At 40.0% G+C, this 20,502-nt stretch carries 11 protein-coding genes; all 11 read left to right on the top strand.

What is annotated here, in order from left to right; all coding sequences use genetic code 11:
* Positions 1–36 precede the first annotated feature (36 nt).
* The 11 genes from BLS35_RS15055 (at position 37) to BLS35_RS15105 (ending at position 20,454) form a co-directional block, all read left to right on the top strand.
* On the top strand, positions 37–3,573 hold the full coding sequence (locus tag BLS35_RS15055; protein WP_090782459.1) for a SusC/RagA family TonB-linked outer membrane protein: 3,537 nt from the start codon (positions 37–39) through the stop codon (positions 3,571–3,573).
* 14 nt (positions 3,574–3,587) lie between these two features.
* Positions 3,588–5,009 carry a RagB/SusD family nutrient uptake outer membrane protein gene (locus BLS35_RS15060; protein ID WP_090782461.1) on the top strand — a complete coding sequence of 474 codons (1,422 nt, stop codon included), beginning with the start codon at positions 3,588–3,590 and terminating at the stop codon, positions 5,007–5,009.
* A gap of 28 nt (positions 5,010–5,037) precedes the next feature.
* Entirely contained in the window at positions 5,038–6,189 is a 1,152-nt protein-coding gene (locus BLS35_RS15065; RefSeq protein ID WP_165973319.1) for a TlpA family protein disulfide reductase, read from the top strand.
* A gap of 66 nt (positions 6,190–6,255) precedes the next feature.
* Positions 6,256–6,768 (top strand): GNAT family N-acetyltransferase, encoded by a 513-nt coding sequence (locus tag BLS35_RS15070; protein WP_207909118.1) that lies wholly within the window; start codon positions 6,256–6,258, stop codon positions 6,766–6,768.
* A gap of 238 nt (positions 6,769–7,006) precedes the next feature.
* A complete protein-coding gene (locus BLS35_RS15075) occupies positions 7,007–8,158 on the top strand; it encodes a FecR family protein (RefSeq protein ID WP_090782465.1) in 1,152 nt (383 codons plus the stop codon).
* Between the two features lie 199 nt (positions 8,159–8,357).
* On the top strand, positions 8,358–11,690 hold the full coding sequence (locus tag BLS35_RS15080; protein ID WP_165973318.1) for a TonB-dependent receptor: 3,333 nt from the start codon (positions 8,358–8,360) through the stop codon (positions 11,688–11,690).
* A 17-nt stretch (positions 11,691–11,707) separates the two neighbouring features.
* Entirely contained in the window at positions 11,708–13,456 is a 1,749-nt protein-coding gene (locus BLS35_RS15085) for a RagB/SusD family nutrient uptake outer membrane protein (protein WP_090782469.1), read from the top strand.
* 26 nt (positions 13,457–13,482) lie between these two features.
* Positions 13,483–14,697, top strand: a complete 1,215-nt coding sequence (locus BLS35_RS15090) for an FISUMP domain-containing protein (RefSeq protein WP_165973317.1) — start codon at positions 13,483–13,485, stop codon at positions 14,695–14,697.
* A 39-nt stretch (positions 14,698–14,736) separates the two neighbouring features.
* A complete protein-coding gene (locus tag BLS35_RS15095; protein WP_207909117.1) occupies positions 14,737–17,079 on the top strand; it encodes an alpha-L-rhamnosidase-related protein in 2,343 nt (780 codons plus the stop codon).
* Between the two features lie 22 nt (positions 17,080–17,101).
* Positions 17,102–18,064: a hypothetical protein gene (locus tag BLS35_RS15100; RefSeq protein WP_132226000.1), complete on the top strand. Its 963-nt coding sequence runs from the start codon at positions 17,102–17,104 to the stop codon at positions 18,062–18,064.
* A gap of 8 nt (positions 18,065–18,072) precedes the next feature.
* Positions 18,073–20,454 (top strand): alpha-L-rhamnosidase-related protein, encoded by a 2,382-nt coding sequence (locus BLS35_RS15105; protein ID WP_090782479.1) that lies wholly within the window; start codon positions 18,073–18,075, stop codon positions 20,452–20,454.
* Positions 20,455–20,502: the final 48 nt, after the last annotated feature.

Below are 20,502 nucleotides of genomic sequence, written 5' to 3' on the forward strand. Positions count from 1 at the left end.
AACCATTTCTTTATTCACCCAAACATTACAAAAGTAATGAAATTAAACTTTATAAGCGGAGCTATGCCTGATGCATGGTTCCCGGAAAAACTATTAAGAGTTATGAAACTTACCACCTTGATGTTAATTGTAACATTGATGCAGGCAAGTGCTGCAGGGTATAGTCAGAAGGTTTCCTTATCGGAACGGAATGTACCTATCGAAAATGTCTTTAAGGAAATTGAAAAGCAAACGGGTTACGTATTCCTTTATGAAAATGGGATTTATAAGCAGCGGATGAGTATCAATGTGAAAAATGTGAGTATTGAAGAGGTACTGAGCAGTCATTTTAAAGCACTACCATTAACATTCAATATTGTCAACGGCAACAATATTGTTGTAAAAAAGAAGTCAGAATCGCTAACTGATAAGGTTTTGCAACTGTTTAATCAGAAAAATCCCGTTAAAGGTAAGGTTACTGATGAAACAGGTAGGGCTGTTCCTGGGGTCACCATTTTAAATAAAACAACAGGCAAGGGGACAATTTCTGAGGGTTCGGGGGCTTACAGTATAGACGCTGATAAAGGCGATCTACTAATATTTAGTTATATCGGATACCAACAGAAAAAAATCTATGTTGCAGAGCAAACAACGGTAAATGTTTCTCTGGAACCTGAAACCTCAAGCCTGGATCAGGTGGTAGTTGTGGGTTATGGTAGCACCAAGAAAAAGGATTTAACAGGATCTGTATCTACTGTTAATGCTGCTGATTTAAAAAATGCTCCTTTTGCAACTATTGATAATGCGCTGGCTGGAAAAGCCACTGGGGTTCAGGTAACTAAAGCTGATGGTTCGCCAGGTGGGGCTGTACGCATCAGGATACGAGGTTCCAGTTCGTTACTTGGTGGAAATGACCCTTTATACATTATCGATGGCGTACCGGTTCAGGTATCGAACAGCTTTATCAATCCGGGATTTGATGTGGGCAGTCCTATTGGCAATGAGATCAATGGGATGGGAAGTATGAATGCAGGTTTATCAACTGCATTTGCTAATGGACTAAATAGTTTGGGTGGATTAAATGTCGAGGACATCGAATCGATCAGTATCCTTAAGGATGCATCTTCTACTGCAATCTATGGTTCAAAAGCTGCTAATGGTGTGGTTATGATTACGACAAAAAGAGGAAAAAAAGATATGAAACCTCAGATTACGGCAAATTATTATTCCACAGTTACTACACCCAAATTACCTAAATTATTAAATGCTGATCAATACAAAATGCTGCTTACAGAATCTGCGCAAAATTTAATGATGGAAGCAAATCCGGATGAAGACTATATCCCGGAAAATATTGACGCTATTTTAAATCATTCAGATACCTTCTTTGGTAAAGCGAATACAGACTGGTTGAAGGAGGTTACACGCAATACGGTTGCTCACAATGCCGACCTTTCTGTACAGGGTGGTGGTGCAGCTTCCAAGTATTTCAGCTCTATCTCGTATAATCAAACACCTGGTGTCGTAAAATCAACAAACTATCAGCGTATTGCGGGTAAGTTGAATCTAGAGAATGAGATCGGTAATAGGTTCCGATTTATCACCAATTTGAATTTAGGCTATACCGACCAGAATATTGGCGATGGTGCTTATGGACAAGCATTAAGGGCACGTCCGGATTTGGCACCCTATGACGAAAATGGTATGCCAACCAGTTTTGTTGGGCAGGGTGGTGAGGACTACCAGGGTTTTCAAAACCCTGCAGGATTGTTGCAGGCAACAAACAATGCCAAGACTTTTAGCATGTTGGGGTCACTATCAGCACTATACGATATTACAAAAGACTTGCAGTTTAAAAGTACGGTCTCCATGAATATGCAGACCTATAACCAGCGTATTTATATGCCTAGTTTTATCCAGACAGGTAGCTATTTTGGTACACCTACAGAAAGGTCAGGGATTGGAAGCAACTCAAATAGCAGAATGACCAATTGGTTTTTGGAAAATACACTTACCTATACTAAAAGTATAGCAGACATTCACGATATCAATATTTTGGCAGGTACATCTTACGAAACCAGAAAAAACAGCTTCTTCAGTGCTACAGCTTCAGGATATCCTAATGATCATTCGCTAAATAACCTTTCTTCTGCTATAACGCCTTTGTTTACTCGTGGCGATGAGCCTACCGGGCCACAGAGTTATTTATTGTCATTTTATTTGCGCGCAAATTATACCCTAATGGATAAATATCTGTTTACTTTCACAGGTAGGACAGATGGTTCTTCAAAGTTTGGCCCTAACAATAAATTTGGATACTTCCCTTCGGCAGCTTTCGGATGGAGAATCTCTAAAGAGAATTTCCTGAAAGAGGTAAAATGGATAGATGACCTGAAAATAAGGGGAAGTTATGGACTTACAGGAAGCCAGAATATTGGCGACCAGATGTACCGTACTTTGTATAGCCCTAAGGCATATGCTGGGGCAAATGCTTTAATCCCAACTCAGCTTGGTAATGAAAGCATTAAGTGGGAAAGTACAAAGTCTACAGATCTGGGATTAGATGTTTCATTGTTTAACAATAGGCTACAGCTTACGGCTGATTATTACGATAAGAGAACCAATGGTGCCTTGCTATATTTACCAGTTCCATCAAGTAGTTCTTACGCTTTCTTACTCAGCAATGCTGCAGATCTTAAAAACCAGGGTTTTGAGTTTTCTTTGCAGGGTGATATTATAAGAAGTAAAGATTTTAAGTGGAATGCTTCATTTAACGTAACCTGGAACAAGACCATAGTTACCAGGCTGGATCCAAAAGCTAATTTGGGACCGTCGGGAAGTACGACTGGCCTGGAATGGCAGAATACCCGGATTGCAGAAGGAATGCCTTTAGGAATGATTCTTGGCTATACCTACGCCGGAATCATTAAAACTCAGGAACAACTGGATGCTTATAAAAAAGAGCTAGGTCCGGGTAATACTGTATTTTATCCATTTTTAGGTATTGGTGATCCAATGTACAAGTTGGACTATGAATACTTCAAATCAAGTAAATCTGCAATTGCTGATTCAAAAACTATTATTGCAAATGCTGCACCTAAATATTATGGTGGCTTTACACAAGGTTTTAGTTACAAAAATCTGGATCTTCAATTGTTCTTCACATTTTCTCAGGGGGGCAAATTGTTATGGGGTGATCATATCAGTAGCAGGCAGTTTAATGGGACTTCAAATTCGCATGCGCTGATGTTAGACCGATACCATCCAGGAAATAAGGAGACTAACCGTGAACGATTGGTTTTGGAAGGTACCATGCCCATGCCATCATCTATTGATGTTTTCAGTTCTTCTTATATAAAATTAAGGACTTTAAATATGAATTATAGGCTTAACCAGACAAAGTGGATGCAACGTGCAGGGTTGCAGCATACTTCAGTTTTTCTTTCTGCAACTAACCTATTTACCATCACTAAATATCCTGGAAATGACCCGGAGACAACTAATGACACATTTAGTGTAGGCGGGGGATATTTTGATGTAAGCAATTATCCGGTGGTACGCACATTTTCACTAGGATTTAAACTTGGTTTTTAACATAAGATATTGAGATGAAATATATACAATTCAAATTATTACTACTGTTATTGTTAGCATGTACATTTTTTTCATGTGAAAAACAATTGAATGTTTTTCCTACAAATAAGTTAGTAGATGGCAATGTAATCATTGACCTTAAAAGTGCTGAGACGGTATTAAATGGCGTGTATTACGCTTTTGCAAATGTAGGTTTGGATTACGCTAGCTTAGAGTCTGTTAAATGGATTTCAGTAAATGAAATTTTGCCTTCAGAACTTTCCGGTACTTTGGCTTATTCTTATGGTCAGGATGGATTCATGAATATGGCTTATCGTAATTCCAGTCCGGTACTTGTAAGTAAATGGAAGTACGGTTACAATATAGTGAATGCGGCCAATGGTTTTCTAAAGAATATAGGGCCAGTAAGCAATATCCCTTCAAAGCGGAAAGAACAAATGATTGCTGAAGCTAAGTTTTTGCGTGCTTTTGCCAATGCTGATCTGCTCCTTTATTTTGGCCATTATTATGATGTAAATAGCAAGTATGGAATTATATTGAGGGATGAGTTTGTTTCTGCCGATAATGTAAAGTTACCTAGAAGTACCGTTGCGGCAACATATCATTCAATTCTTAAAGATTTGGACGAGGCAATTGCTGCTTTGCCACCTTTAAATACTCAAATCCATTATGCGAATGTTTGGGTAGCAAAAATGCTTAAGGCCAGGGTACTGATTAACAGAGGGGCGCCAGGGGATTACAATCAGGTCATTAATTTAACTGAAGACATCATTAATAATAGTTCTTTTAAGCTGGAAGCGAATTTAAAAGACTTGTTTCAAGTAAAAGGATTTGCAAGTCAGGAAGTTATGTTGTCAGTACAACCTTTCCCCAATGACAGTTGGAAATTTTACCTGAATAATACAAGTGTAGATTATTATGTTACTCCTGCTTTAAAAGATTTGTTGGCTAATGACCCAAGAAAGGCCTGGATGTATAAAGACGCTGCAAACATAAATGGGATATTACCTTCTGTAACTAAGTATTATTCTGGACCGGCAATTAAGCCCGTAAAAACGCCCTTGGTATGTAACAGCTATGCTTTCCGGTTAACAGAAGCTTACTTAACACAGGCCGAGGCTATTGCTTTATCAGGTGCCGACCTTAGCTTAGCTAAGTCGCGTTTAAAGAAAGTATTAACGTGTGCAGGAATCTCTGATTTTACTGTTGTGGATGAGGCAACTACCCCAGCGGCTATGCAATTATTAGTAGTGCAGGAAGTGTGCAAAAATTTCCTGCAGGAAAGTGGCTTGGATTGGTTTGCCTTGCGTAGGCTTCCTCTTGCTACCTTAAAAACATTAAGACCTGGTGTCAAGTCTGTTTATTCGCTAACGCTTCCTATTCCTATAGTTGAAATTAATGCAAACGGTTTAATTGAACCAAATCCTGTGGATTAATTTATTTTTTATGATCAATATGAATATTATGAGTAAATCACTTTATATGTTACTTTTTATTTGTGCAACAGCTTTAGGCGCTGTTGCACAAAATACTGCGCTAGAAAAAAAGGTTGTTTTTAAAGGAACAGCTGCAACCAGATACAATGGTCAATATGTTTATCTATTTTCCAATGCGCCAACGACAGTTCGGGACAGCGCCAAAATTGTGAATGGAACTTTTACTTTTTCACGTATTTTTATGGGACCCGGTATTTATAGTTTTTACAGTGGATATGAAAAAAAGACAAAGGGAGACTATAGCGTGCTAACGGTTCCTTTTGATCGTCCTTCGAAGATGGAGATCAAGGGCAACATAGAGCGTTTCGACAATTCGGCCGTTAAAGGGAGTAAAGACTTTTTTATTTTTGATGCTGTTGTAAAGGCTACTGACCCAGTTTACGAAAAGTTGATAAATGACCTGTCTGCTAAATACGGAAAAGCTTATCTGTATGACATGAAGCGCGATACTACGCAGCAAAAGTTTAAAGATATGATCTCTGAATACAATAAGGGAAAAGCTGCTTATAATTTGTTATTGAAAGAACAAGCTATTAAGACCGTAAATGAGCATCCGAACTCTTTTGCGTCTGCATTGATCCTGCAGAATTACGCAGAGAATTTGGATCTGGAAGTATTGGAAAGATTGTATAAGAAGGTTTCTCCGGCGGCAATGGATAATTTTTTTGGTCGTAATTTACTGAGCCAGTTAAATGGCCGTAAGCAATCTGCAGTTGGTAATTTTGTAGAAGATTTTACTTTAAATGATCCCAAAGATCAACCGCTGAAATTTTCTTCATTAAGGAAAAAATATGTACTGATTGATTTCTGGGGTAGCTGGTGTGGTCCTTGTCACATTGCGTTTAAGGATTTGAGATTGTTGTATGCCAAGTATCGCGATAAGGAGTTTGAAATTTTAGGTATCGCTACAGAAAATAGTAAGGAAGCCTGGACTAAGGATCTTGAAAAAGAAAAGTTACCTTGGTTACAGGTCATTGATATGCAGGGTAATAAAAGTGTGTCTCTTAATCAGTTTGCTATTGCAAAATATCCGACCACTGTTTTGGTTGATCCTAATGGAAAAATTATTGGAAGGGATTTAAGTGTGAAGGCGCTTGAGGCGATACTGGATAAATTGTAGTTTTTATCCAACTGATTACATTATATTTTTGGGGGCAATCCTATCAGCCCCCAAAAATAATTGAAGATGATCGTTTTTAAAAGTTTTAAATTGCCAATGAAGGCTATTTTGCTTCAAAAAATTAATATGACAGAACAAGTATTGACATTTCGACAAGCAAACGAAAATGATATTGACTATCTGCTTTGGTTACGGCAAAAAACAATGACGGAACATCTTGTAAATTCAGGACTTGAAGCAAGTGTTGAAAAACATTTAGATAGAATTAAATATGAATTCAATGAGGCTAAAATTATTCTTTTAGATAATAAGGCTATTGGACTTTTGAAATCAAAAGAAGATGATAAAAAAATCGAAATCATTCAAATCCAAATTGACCCTAAACACCAGGGACTTGGACTAGGACAAAAGATATTAAACACAATAATAAAAAAAGCAGAGGCAAATAATTTGAAGACAATTTTAAGTGTATTGAAATTAAACCCAGCAAAGAATTTGTACGTCAAAATGGGATTTGAGATTATAGAGGAAGATAAATATTCCTATAAAATGATTCGACTAAAACAACTAACCAGATAAAATGCCAAGCCCCGCCCATCGCAAATCTGCAAATCGTTGTGGGCAATTCTAACGACACACTTCAATAAAAGGGATAGATAAAAGGTAAAGTACATTAGTGCTTTACCTTTTATAACAAAAATTGAGGCCTGGGCTTAAATCATATGATTAAATATTTTTTTGAAAGTATGTGTGTTGCGTTAAAGAATTGAACTCTTTATAACAAACGATACTAACCAAATATAAATCATAGCAATCAATGACGCCTGAAGAGTTTATTAAGCTTTCCGAGAAGTATATTGCTGGTTGTTGTAGTCCTGAGGAGGAAAAACTACTACTCAGTAATAAAGATGCCTTTAAAATTCGCGATGATGACGGATGCGCGACTTACAATGAATCTTTAAAAGAAGAAGAAATAAGAGGGCGAGTTTTTCAACAAATTGAACAAACTATTGCTGAAAAGAAAATCTATAAGCCCTTGTTTGCAGGTCAGTGGTGGGCGGTTGCCGCTATCTTGTTAATTTCTGTAAGCGTTGGAATTTTGTTTTTTAATCGATACACAGAACCCTCAAATGTTACTTCAATGGCACACATGCAGCGTCCGATTAAGCCTGGAACGGATAAAGCTGTACTGATTCTGGCCGATGGATCCAAAATTCAGTTGGATGAGGCGAAGAATGGGGTACTGTCTGATGAGGGTAAGACATTGATCAAGAAAACTACCGATGGAATGCTTGTGTACGAAGCTGGGACAAGCGCAAAATCCGCTTCAAGCTCTTCCTTAAATACGATAACTATTCCCCGAGGAGGTAAATACCGGGTGAAGTTGCCCGATGGTACATGGGTATGGCTAAATTCAGAATCTACATTGACCTATCCTGAAGCTTTTTCTGGTGCAACTCGTTTGGTTGAATTAAAAGGGGAAGCCTATTTTGAAGTGGCCCGTAATAAGGAAATGCCTTTTATAGTTAAAACCAGCAGTATAAATGTGGAGGTATTGGGAACGCACTTTAATGTGTCGGCCTATGCCGGAAACGCAGCTACAAAAACAACTTTGCTGGAAGGTGCTGTAAAGCTAAGGGATGGGCAGGATAGAGCTGTGATGTTAAAACCTGGGGAGCAGGGAACAGCCGTCTCAAAAGGGATCAGCGTAGCTAAAGTTAAAGTGCAGGAAGTGGTGGCTTGGAAAGACGGGTATTTTGTGTTCAGGGAAAATACCATTCAGGAGATTATGGAACAGGTTGAGCGCTGGTACGATGTTGATATTGAATATAGAGGTAAAATAAATGAACATGTTTTTGGTGGTGTGTATTCAAAAAATAAAGAGTTATCAGAACTGCTAAAAGGATTGGAGTTAACCGGACTCGTTCACTTTAAAATTGAAGGAAGGAGGATAATCGTTATGTCTTAAATAAAAAGATCGTAATGGTTAATTAAACCAGGAGCGTTCGCACCGCCCCTGGTTTGCCAGCCTAAGCTGCGTGAGGTAACCGCTAAAATTGTGTAGTTAACAACAATTGTCAATTTAACCAAACAACCAAATGTATAAAATTTTTACTGCATTAATGTGCAGGAGACACTCCTTTGTTCACTTAAAAATTGTTCGCATTATGAAGTTAACCTGCGTTCTGTTGCTCATCGCTATAGTTCAGGTAAATGCTAGTTCCTATGCTCAAAAGGTAACCATTATGGCTAAAAATGCCCATTTGGAAGACCTTATCCTGGAAATTCAAAAGCAAAGTGGTTACGACTTTGTGTATAGTTCAGCATTGCTAAAAACTGCTAAATCCATCACCATATCTTTAAGAGATGCCAGTATAACCGAAGTGCTGGACAAGTGTGTGGCAGGGCAACCTTTTTCGTATATGATTAACCAGAAAACGGTGACCATAAAGCCCATCGAAAAGCCACTTAAACAAAAAGAGATGAAAGATGTAACCATAACAGGTAAGGTTACAGACGAGCAAAATCTACCCATACCCGGGGTAACGATACAGGTAAAAAACAGTAATGTTGTTGCCATTTCGAATCATGACGGAAATTATCAGATCATTTCGAAAGACCAGAGTGATGTGCTGGTTTTTCGCTATATGGGCTACGAAACCAAAGAATTACCTGTTACTGGTAAAAATATTATCAACGTCACGCTAAGAGCTAGTTCGCAAGGATTGGAACAGGTTGTGGTGGTAGGTTATGGTAGTCAGAAGAAAGCCACCGTTACAGGTGCAATTGCCTCCATACAAACCAAGGAAATTAAGCAAAGCCCGGCAGCAAATCTAGCCGTGACGCTTGCGGGTAGACTTCCAGGTTTAACCGCTATTCAACGAAGTGGTGAGCCCGGTCGTGATATCACCAACCTTTTTATAAGGGGACAGGGAACTGTGAATGGACAGGCACCCATTATCCTGGTAGACGGTATTGAAAGAGATCTGGTCAGTATAGATCCTAATGAGGTGGAATCGGTTACGATATTGAAAGATGCTTCTTCAACTGCCATGTTTGGGGTAAGAGGAGCGAATGGTGTGATTTTGGTCACTACAAGAAGAGGGGTGTCTGACGTTCCTGAAATTAATTTAAGTATGGAAGCGGCAGCACAGGATTTTACAAGAATCAATACGCCTGTAAACTCAGCAGAATTTGCAACGCTTAGGAACCTGGCTTTAAGGAACGATGGTCTCCCTTATGCCTATTCGGCAGAAGCCATTGAAAAATATAGATCGGGAACTGATCCTTTAAGATACCCAAATACCAATTGGAACGATATCCTGTTAAAAGATTATGCTTTCCAGCAACGCTATAACCTGAACGTTTCAGGGGCAACAGCTGCGGCGAAGTACTTTATCAATGCCGGAATGTTAAACCAGGGTGGGCAGTTTAAAACTGAAAAAAACCTGAAGTATGACCCTGGCTTTAAACTAGATCGTTATAATTTCCGCTCGAACGTGGACGTGCAGCTCAATAAATCTTTAAAAGCATTTTTAAATGTCGCTGGTTATCTGGAAAAAAGAAATTCACCTATCGGTGTATTTAATTACTTAGGCGGAGACACCAATGATAACCTGGAAAACAATACGCCGGCTTACTGGATTTTGGCCTTGGCCAATGATTTAGATGCTACCATTCCAGGACCGCTTACCCCAGACGGTAAAGTAATTACAACTAGTGCGGTTCCGCATCCGGCTTATGGACAAATCAACAGATCGGGGTACATTCAACAAACCAGAACAAATATCACAGCTACTTATGGAATGGAACAATCGTTGGCGTCCATAATTCCAGGTTTATCTGTGAAAGCTGTAGCGTCTTTCGATTCCAAAACGATCAATAATATGTTTGCCGCAAAGTATTATGAAAAATGGATACCAGTTATTGACGAAAACCAACTGGATGAAAATGGACAACCATCACTTACCTACAGACCATTTAATGCAGATAAAGATACGCCTTTAAGTATTTGGGGCGGTCGGTATTTTACTTCCCTGACCAATTTGCAGGCTACATTAAATTATAACCAAAGGTTTGGTAAACATGCCGTAAGTGGCTTATTACTTTTTCAGGACCAGTCAACCCGTATCAATCAGGAATTACCTTATAATTTAAGGGGATTTGCTGCACGTATGACCTATGGTTATAACAATCGTTACTTTATGGAGTTAAATGCTGGTTATAATGGATCGGAACAATTTGCTAAAGGAAAGCGATTTGGATTTTTCCCCGCAGTATCGGCTGGATGGTTAATATCTGAAGAGAATTTTCTGAAAGGAAATAATATAATAAATCTGTTGAAGTTAAGAGGATCGTATGGTGAGGTAGGAAATGACCGGATTGGCGGACGCAGATTCCTTTACCTGGATGATATACAGGTAAATGGGGGCGGGTATTCGGGGAGTTTAGGCAATGGACAGATCATCACTACCAATCTGCTGAGAAATGAAGATTTACAGTGGGAAGTAGCTAAAAAAGCCAATATAGGTTTGGAACTTGGGTTATTTGGCGCCGTAAATTTAGTCGTTGATGTTTTTAATGAAAAAAGGAATAACATCTTAAGGACAAGAGGCACAGTGCCTGCCCTTAATGGATTGCCTAATGGATCCCTTCCTCCGGTTAATATTGGTGTGATTAACAATAAAGGTTACGAGATTGAATTAAATTATAAGAAACAGATCAATCCTGACCTTTCTATTTTTACCAGGCTAAATTTAAATTATGCGAGAAACAAACAAATAAATGCTGATGAAGCAATTTTACCTGAAGATTATGCTTACCGTTATCGTCAAACTGGCTATAGAATTGGACAACAATGGGGATATGAGATTGAAAGCTATTTTGCAGATGCTGCAGACATAGCAAATTCTCCTGTGCAGAATGTAGGTGGTCATGAGTCCAGACCTGGTGATTTTAAATACAAAGATCTGAATGGGGATGGTGTCGTAGATGGTAAAGATGTTGCGCCTATGGCTTATTCTGTAGTACCAGAATATACATTTGGTGCTGCCTTCAACGTCAACTATAAAAACTTTGATCTTAGTGCCTTGTTTCAGGGAGTAACCAATGTCATGAGTTTTTATGGTGGGCGCGGAAACTGGCCATTGTACAATTATTCTGAATGGCATGCCTATAGCTGGACTGAAGAGCGTGCTGCTAAGGGACAGGAAATTCGATACCCGAGGTTGACCACACAGCCTTCACCAAATGAAACAACCAACTCCTTCTTTTACATGGATGCCAGTTACATCAGGTTAAAAAACGTCGAACTGGGCTATACCATTCCGACTGGTATTGCAAAGAAATTGCGGGCGAAATCAATCAGATTTTATGTGAATGGACTTAATCTGGTGACTTGGGATAGACTGCCGACCAAGAATTTTGATCCGGAGCTGACTGGGGACTACGTGTACCCGGTTACCCGTTACTACAATGCAGGCGTAAACTTTACATTTTAATATTAAAAGCAAACGATATGAAAAAAATAATGATTTGCTCGTTCCTGATATTTATCGGCTTACAAGGTTGCAAGAAAGATCCTCTTGACATTACTCCGGATGGAAGGATAACATTAGAAGAGGTTTTTAAGGATGAAAAACGAACCGAAGCTTATTTAAATACAGTATATAATTCTATCCCAAGTTACTTTTGGCGCTATCAGTTTTATTCTTTTCTTTCTGTGATTACTGATGAATCACAGGATGGCGATGTGGGTAATGCACCGAACATCATGTCAGCACAATGGATAAATGGTGGATTGACACCTTCTTATAACCCGCTGGAATTTGATGGACAAGGTGCGGGTAGAGTTCGTTATAATACTTATTGGGCAGGAATAAGGGATGCCAATGTTTTTCTGGAAAATATAGATAAGGCGAATGTGCCGAGTCCAACTAACAGAAATCGTATGCGAGCAGAGGCACAAGTGCTTAGAGCATTTTATTACCTGGAATTGATTAAACAATTTGGGCCAATGCCCGTTGTCGATAAATCTTTTTCCGGATCTTTTGACTATAAGAGTTTAACAAGGCCAAGTTTCCAGGCCTGTACTGATTTTATCGTTCAAAACTGCGACCAGGCTATAGCGACTAATGATTTGCCTTTAAGAATAACAATTGAGACAGAAAGAGGTCGTTTTACCAGGGCAATCGCTCATGCGATTAAGTCGCAGGCATTGCTGTATAATGCGAGCCCATTATGGAATCCAGGTAATGAGATTAGCAAATGGAAGGCTGCAGCTGAGGCTTCAAAAATAGCATTAACTACGTTGACTGCGAACAACAACTATAAACTTGCAGACAATTATGGAGAATATTTTTTAAGTCAGACGGATATCAACAATACGCCGCGTGATAAAGAAACCATATATGAACGGCCTGAAGGTGGAGATCCGAATTTTGTTTCCATGAATGGAATCCCTAGTCGATCGGGCTCTAGTAAATCAGGTACAAATCCTTCTCAGGAATTGGTTGATGCTTATGATATGAAAGTTACAGGGATGCCTGCAATTACGGGGTACCTGGATGCAGATCACCTTCAACCTGTAATAAATGCGGCATCAGGTTACCTGGAAACTAATCCTTACGAGGGACGTGATCCTCGTTTTTACGCCACTGTATGGTATAATGGCGCTGCATACGATAACATTTCTGGGCAGGTACACACCATAGAGACTTTTACAGGTGGATCTGATCAACTATTAAAAAGTCCCCCAAATAAGGTAAATACACACTCTGGTTATTACCTGAGGAAGTTCATTGATCCTAAAATTCAAGTGGGACAATCTTCTAATGCCAAATGGAAAAAATATAGATTAGCAGAGATCTATCTGAATTATGCAGAAGCAGAAAATGAAAATCTAGGCCCAATTCAGGATGTTTATGATGCTATTAATACAGTGCGAAATCGAGCTGGCATGCCTAATCTGCCTTTGGGATTAACGAAAGATCAAATGAGGGAGCGGATTAGAAGGGAGCGCAGAGTAGAGCTTGCTATTGAAGAGCATCGCTTCTGGGATGTTCGCAGGTGGAAAATCCTTTCGCAAACAGACAAAGTGCTTACAGGAATGGAGATTACAAAAACAGGGGGGAATTCTTTTTCCTATAAGCGTTTTGTTTCTGAACGTAGAAGTGCATGGGCAGATAAATTCCTGATTTTCCCTATTCCTATCAATGATGCAGCCAACATCCCTGATTTTGGTGCGAATCAAAATCCCGGCTGGTAATTTAATTCCTGTAAAAAATGAAAACCATGAAATATAAAATCATATATATAATTTTTTCTGTTGCAGCTATTTTAACCTTTCAGATAGGATGTAAAAAAACAGATAAAGAGAATGGGCCTGTAGAGCTGCCAGTGGTGACTACCTCGGGGCCTACCGATATTTCTCAGTCGACAGCCAAGAGTGGAGGAGAAGTTGTTTCTGATGGCGGGGGCACCGTAACCGTTTCTGGTGTTTGCTGGAGCGCAAGTCCTAATCCGACACCGGCCGATTTTAAAACCACCAATGGGCCGCAGAGAGGTGCTTTTGCCAGTAATATTACCAAACTGGATATGAAGAAAACCTATTATTTAAGAGCCTATGCAACAAACAAGGCGGGTACAGCGTATGGTGCTGAGGTATCTTTTACAACTACTGCCGCGGTTGCTATACTGACGACAACACCAATAACAGAGTTGACTGGAACGACAGCAAAAAGTGGCGGGAAAATTACTGAGTATGGTGAGACGGTAACATCAAGAGGAATTTGTTGGTCGTTGGGTGATTTGCCTACCATCAACGATTCAAAGGCTGAAGCGGGTGCTGGTGCTGGAAGTTTTAGTGCCAATTTAACGGGTTTAACACCTGGTATGACCTACAGGGTACGTGCTTATGCCGTAAATGTTGGTGGAGTTGGCTATGGAGAAATCATTAAAATTACGACCCCAATGCCACCGATAACAGACTATGATGGCAATGTTTACAATTCTGTAGTGATAGGCAACCAGGTATGGATGACAACTGATTTAAAGGTTACTCATTTTAGAAATGGAGATCTGATTACTGATCTGGATAAGAACGATCCTTATAACGCTACCAGGGGAATGTTGTATACCTGGCATTCGGCAGCAGATGGAAGGCAAATTGCACCATCAGGCTGGCATGTGCCAACCGATGCAGAATGGACGCAGCTGGAGCAATATCTTGGCGCCGGATCTGCAGGTAGGTTGAAAGGTGTCGGTAAAGCCTATTGGGATGCGCCTAATGTGGGTGCAACAGATGATTTTGGTTTTGCTGCAGGTGGTAATGGGATCAATACCGGAGGCGGAAGATTCGCCATGGGATCTGTAGGGATCTGGTGGAGTTCTACGGCATCAAATGCAAGTGCTGCATGGAGGCGTGATATGGACACGAGCAGGTCGAGTTTTTACCGCTATGACAACGATAAATCATTCAAATTCAGCATCAGGCTGATTAAAGATTAACAACAGATGAAGCTGCCTCTTTTATTATTAACGCTGGTTATGAATTCGGCACTTCTATTTGGTCAGCAACCGGCACAAGTTGATGCCGGTTTGCTGAACCAAAAATGGAATGCGCATTGGATTACTTATCCTAACGGATCATTAAAAGAATATGGTGTTTATCATTTTAGAAAAACGATATCTTTAAAAGAGCACCCGAAGAAGTTTGTCATTAATGTTTCGGGCGATAACCGTTACATTTTATATGTAAATGGAAAGGAAGTATGTCGGGGACCTGCACGTGGTGATCTGGGACACTGGCGTTTTGAAACCTTTGATATTGCTGCGGAATTGAATGCCGGAACAAATATATTGGCTGCAGTGGTTTGGAATTTTGGTGAGTTTAAGCCACTCGCGCAGATGAGCAATAAAATTGGATTTATTGTACAGGGCAATAGTGATGAGGAACAAATTGTAAATACCGCTGAAGATTGGAAAGTGTATAAAAATGAAGCTTATGTTGTACCAGCTAAAAAAACTGCAAGAACAGTTGTTGGCCCCGGAGATGAGGTAGATGCCAGTAAGTATCCCTATGGTTGGGAAGGATTTGGTTTTAACGATAAGGAATGGCTGCAACCTCGTTTATTAAGCAGGGGTGTGCCTTATGGTAAATTTGAGGATTGGGACTGGATGCTGGTGTCTAGAAATATTCCTTTTATGGAACATACCATCCAACGGATGGGGCTGGTAAGGCGTACTGAGCAAATAGATGTAGACAGTTTACATTTTCAGAAAAAAGCACCATTTCGTATTGGTAAATATAAAAAAGTAAAGTTATTGCTTGATCAGGGGCAGCTGACCACCGCTTATCCGCAACTCTTGGTAACTGGCGGGAAAGGAGCGAGAATTTGCATAGGCTATGCTGAAGCACTTACTGACGGGCAGGGACATAAAGGGAATAGAAATGAGATCAGCGGAAAAATACTGGACAGTGATTTTTATGATCGGTATAATCCGGATGGTGGGATGAACAGGAGCTTTAAACCTTTATGGTTTAGGACTTACCGTTACCTGGAACTGACAGTGGAGACGAAGGAGGAGCCTCTTGTAATTGAGGATTTTTTTGCTGAATTTACAGCTTATCCTTTTAAAGCGCTGGCTTCTTTTAAGTCTAATGATACTTCGCTGGATCAGATTTGGAAAACAGGATGGCATACAGCAAGACTTTGTGCTGGTGAAACTTATTATGATTGTCCATATTATGAACAACTGCAGTATATAGGTGATACCCGTATACAGGCTCTGATTTCTTTGTATGTGTCTGGCGATGACCGTTTGATGCGTAACGCTATTGAACAGTTTAGGCATTCACAGTTACCGGAAGGTTTAACGCAGAGCAGATATCCATCTGCACAGCCACAGGTTATTCCTCCATTTTCATTGTATTGGACAAATATGGTTTACGATTACTGGATGCACCGGGAGGATGATCAATTTATTAAAGCGCAATTGAATGGCATAAGGAACGTATTGGATTGGTACGAGAAACAGATAGACCAAACTGGAATGATGGGAGGGATGGATTGGTGGAATTTTGTTGATTGGTCTTTCGGGCCGTGGACTGATCAGCAACCTATCGGAGGTGTTCCTTCAGGTGCCATAAATGGAAATTCATCTATTTTAACCCTACAGTTTGTCTATTCTTTGCAGATGGCTGCAGAGCTTTTTGCTGCTTATGGTGAAAAGGATTTGTCAGCCCGTTATACAGCCCTTTCAAAGAAATTGGTAACCGCTACTTACGAACGTTGTTGGGATAAGGAAAGAGGATTGCTGGCAGATTCGCCTGACAAAAATGCTTTTAGTCAGCATGCCAATATTCTGGGTGTATTGACTGGGATGTTTAATCCCCGATCTGAAAAAGTAATGATTCATAAGATTTTAAATGAGAAGGACATCACGGAGGCTACCTTATATTTTAAGTTTTACCTGGTGCAAGCCATGAAAAAAGCAGGGATGGCTGATGCCTACCTGGAATTGCTGAAACCCTGGAAAGATATGATTGCGATGGGCTTGAGCACTTTCGCGGAAACACCCGAGCCCACAAGATCGGATTGCCATGCCTGGAGTGCCAGTCCTAATTATGATTTTCTGGCTACTGTTTGTGGCATTACACCCGGCAGTAAAGGTTTTGGTACGGTAAACATAGCGCCTCAGTTGGGTGCATTAACCAGTCTTTCTGCCGTAATGCCGCACCCTAAAGGAAACATTGTTGTGGACCTGAAAAGAATAGGCCTACAGGGACTGGAGGCTGAGATCACTTTACCGGATGGTATTGCAGGACAGTTGATCTGGCGTGATAAAAAGATTAAGCTTAGAGCTGGCAGACAGTTTTTAGGCATTTAAAAAACAGATTTAAACGATTGTTATGAAAAGATATATATTGACCATGTTAATGAGTGTTACTTTAATTTACAGCTGTAAAAGTGATACACTCGATGTAAAAACGATAATTAAGCAAACAGAAACTATTGATATCATTTCTGATCAACAGTTTTTGAAAGGGATTAACCTGCTGGGCTTGAGTTCTTCCAATTCCGCCCCTATTGATCAGCTTTATCCTTTTGGTAAAACAAATGGGGAGCCTGTTTGGAAAGTTGCACAATGGGGAAGTAGGTTTAATTTACTGGGTGTAACTCCTGAAATTAAGAATGATAGTGTGATCTATAAAAACGAAGGCAAGAAGTTATCCTTTTTAAAAGTAGGAGGGGAGGCCTTGGTAAATATGGAGGTTTATGCGTCAAAAGAATATAGGGCCCCGAGAAAAGAGGGAGAAGAATGGCCGCATTTATTATTAGAGCAAGGCACCAACCAGACAAAGCTTATTAACATGAAGACGTTAAATTATAGCATTAGTGCAAAGCTGATGTTTGCTGAAAATAAAATGGCTGCAGATTATAATGCCGGAATGCATACTGCACAGATTAATTTATACCTGTTGGTCCAGAACATAAATAAGCAGTCGGCAGGTTATGGTGATTTCTTTTGGTTTGGACTGCCTTTATACGATTACCGTTACAGAGATATGGCGGAATATGCAGCACAGGATTTAGGTAAAGTGGATGCGACGAAGAAATTTATATTCGCAGTAGCCGCAAATACTTTGTTTGAAGGATCTTTACATGATAAGAATTGGATTTCGATTAACAAAGATATCTATCCACAGCTGATTGTTGCATTTAATAGGGCAAAGTCGACAGGGTATATGAGTACTACAAGTTTGGCAGACTTAAGTATTGCGAGTACAAATATTGGCTGGGAGGTACCGGGGACATTTGATTGTGGAATTCAATTTAAAGGATTAAAATTAATTGCTACAGCCAACAAATAAGCTTTCTCATGAGGATTTACCGTCTTGCTTTTTTCTTTGTTTGTTTCTTTTTTGTGCAGGTTAAAGGTCAGGATTTGCCCGTTAACCCTGTATTGTTAAAGGGGGAATGGCCTGCTACCTGGATCACTTGTCCGGGCGTACCACAACGTGACTATGGTGTTTATCATTTCCGTAAGACTTTTAGCCTGGAGAAGAAGCCGGGGCGATTTGTGATTCATGTTTCTGCAGACAACCGGTATCGTTTGTTTGTGAATGGAGTTGCTGTATTGAGCGGACCTGCACGGGGTGACAAATTCAATTGGTATTTTGAAACGATAGACATCGGCAGCTTTTTAAAGCCTGGTAAAAATGTGATTGCTGCCAAGGTATGGAACATGGGGGTACATGCAGCGGTAGCACAAATGTCTGATCAGACTGCTTTTGTGGTACAGGGTGATACTAAAAATGAAGAACAGGTAAATACGAATGGTGACTATAAAGTGATGGTTAATGAAGCCTATAAACCCTGTTCTTTAGATAATGGACAGAGGTTGGAAGCCTATATGGTAATTGGGCCAGGAGACCAGGTGGATGGGACTAAATATCCATGGGGATGGGAACAGGCTGATTATGATGATCGTAAATGGAAGAATGCTGCAGGGATAGTACATCCGGTTACTTCTGGATATGGAACGGATAACATCTGGACTCTGAGTCCACGTAATATTCCACACATGGAAGAAAGGATGCAAAGATTTGCCGTTGTGAGGCGTACAGATGGGATTAAGGTAGGTGATGATTTTTTAAAAGGGAAACAGCCTTTAACGATTGCGGCTCATAGCAAGGTGAGTATTTTACTTGATCAGTCTTTTAATACGGTCGCTTATCCTGAACTGCTGGTTAGCGGTGGTGCCGGGGCTAAGCTTACTTTGAGTTATACGGAAGCACTGGTTGATAAGGACAAAGAAAAAGGCGACCGGAATGAAATTGAAGGCAAAACGGTGATTGGTAATTATGATATTTTTGAGCCTGATGGGGGAAAGAATAGGCTTTTCAGGCCTTTATGGTTCAGAACATACCGTTATGTTCAGATGGATATTGTAACTAAAAACGAAGCACTGGTGTTGTCTGATTTTTACGGGAAATATACTGGCTATCCGTTTAAACAACGGGCTACTTTTAGCAGTAATGATGCTTCATTAAAGGATTTATGGGAGGTAAGCTGGCGGACAGCAAGGCTTTGCGCAGGTGAAACCTATTTTGATTGTCCGTATTATGAGCAATTGCAATATGAGGGAGATACACGTATCCAGGCTTTAATTTCATTGTATGTGGCTGCTGACGATAGGCTGATGAGAAAAGCAATGCTGGATTTTTTGAACTCTCGGGTGCCAGAGGGTTTAACGCAGGGGCGGTACCCTAGCAATCGGGTTCAGGTGATACCACCGTATTCCTTATTCTGGGTTTCTATGGTATATGATTACTGGATGCATAGAGCTGACGATGCATTTGTAAAGGATTTTATGCCTGGAATAAAAGGTGTATTGGATTGGTATGAAGATCGTATAGATGTACGACAAAATATGCTTGGCCCCATGAAATGGTGGAATTTTGTGGATTATACAGATGTATTTAAAGGTGGCGTTCCCGACGGTGCAACTGATGGTAATTCGGCTGTAATTACCCTGCAATATATTTATACCCTGCAACAGGCTGCGAAGTTGTATGCATATTTTGGAAAATCGGCAGAAGCTGATCATTACAAAGCATTGGCGGCTAAGCTTGGCGAAGCCACTTATAAGCAGTGTTTTGTGGAAAGTAAAAACGCGATGGCCAATACACCCGAACAAAAAAAGTTTAGTCAGCATGCAGGTATTATGGCTTTACTGGCTGATGTGATTCCGAAAGAAAAAGAAGCAAGTGTGATGCAAACGCTTTTACATGATGAAAGTTTAGGACAAGCTACTTTCTACTTTAGGTTTTACCTGATCCAGGCGATGAAAAAAATAGGTATGGGCGATTTATATTATGCGGAATTAAAACCATGGCGTGACATGCTTAAAGTGGGCTTAACTACGTTTGCTGAAAAACCTGAACCTGCGCGTTCTGACTGCCATGCCTGGAGTGCGAGCCCGAGCTATGACTTTTTATCGACCATTTGTGGGATCAATCCGGCTCTGCCAGGCTTTAGGACTGTAGAAATTAAGCCTGCATTGGGCGAATTAACTGAAGTGAACGCAACGATGTTACACCCGGATGGTGAAATTGCATTGCAATTAAAAAGGAAAGGTAAAAACGGTGTTGAAGGTATGGTAACACTTCCGCGAAGTTTGAAAGGGAAATTTATCTGGCAAGGAAAAGAACTGATCTTAAAAGGAGGAACTCAGCAAATCCTGATGGCCTCAAAGTAATTTTAAACACACACAATTTAAATATATGACTGGGAATAATGTAAACTA

Source organism: Pedobacter sp. ok626, from assembly GCF_900100435.1.
Lineage (GTDB): Bacteria > Bacteroidota > Bacteroidia > Sphingobacteriales > Sphingobacteriaceae > Pedobacter.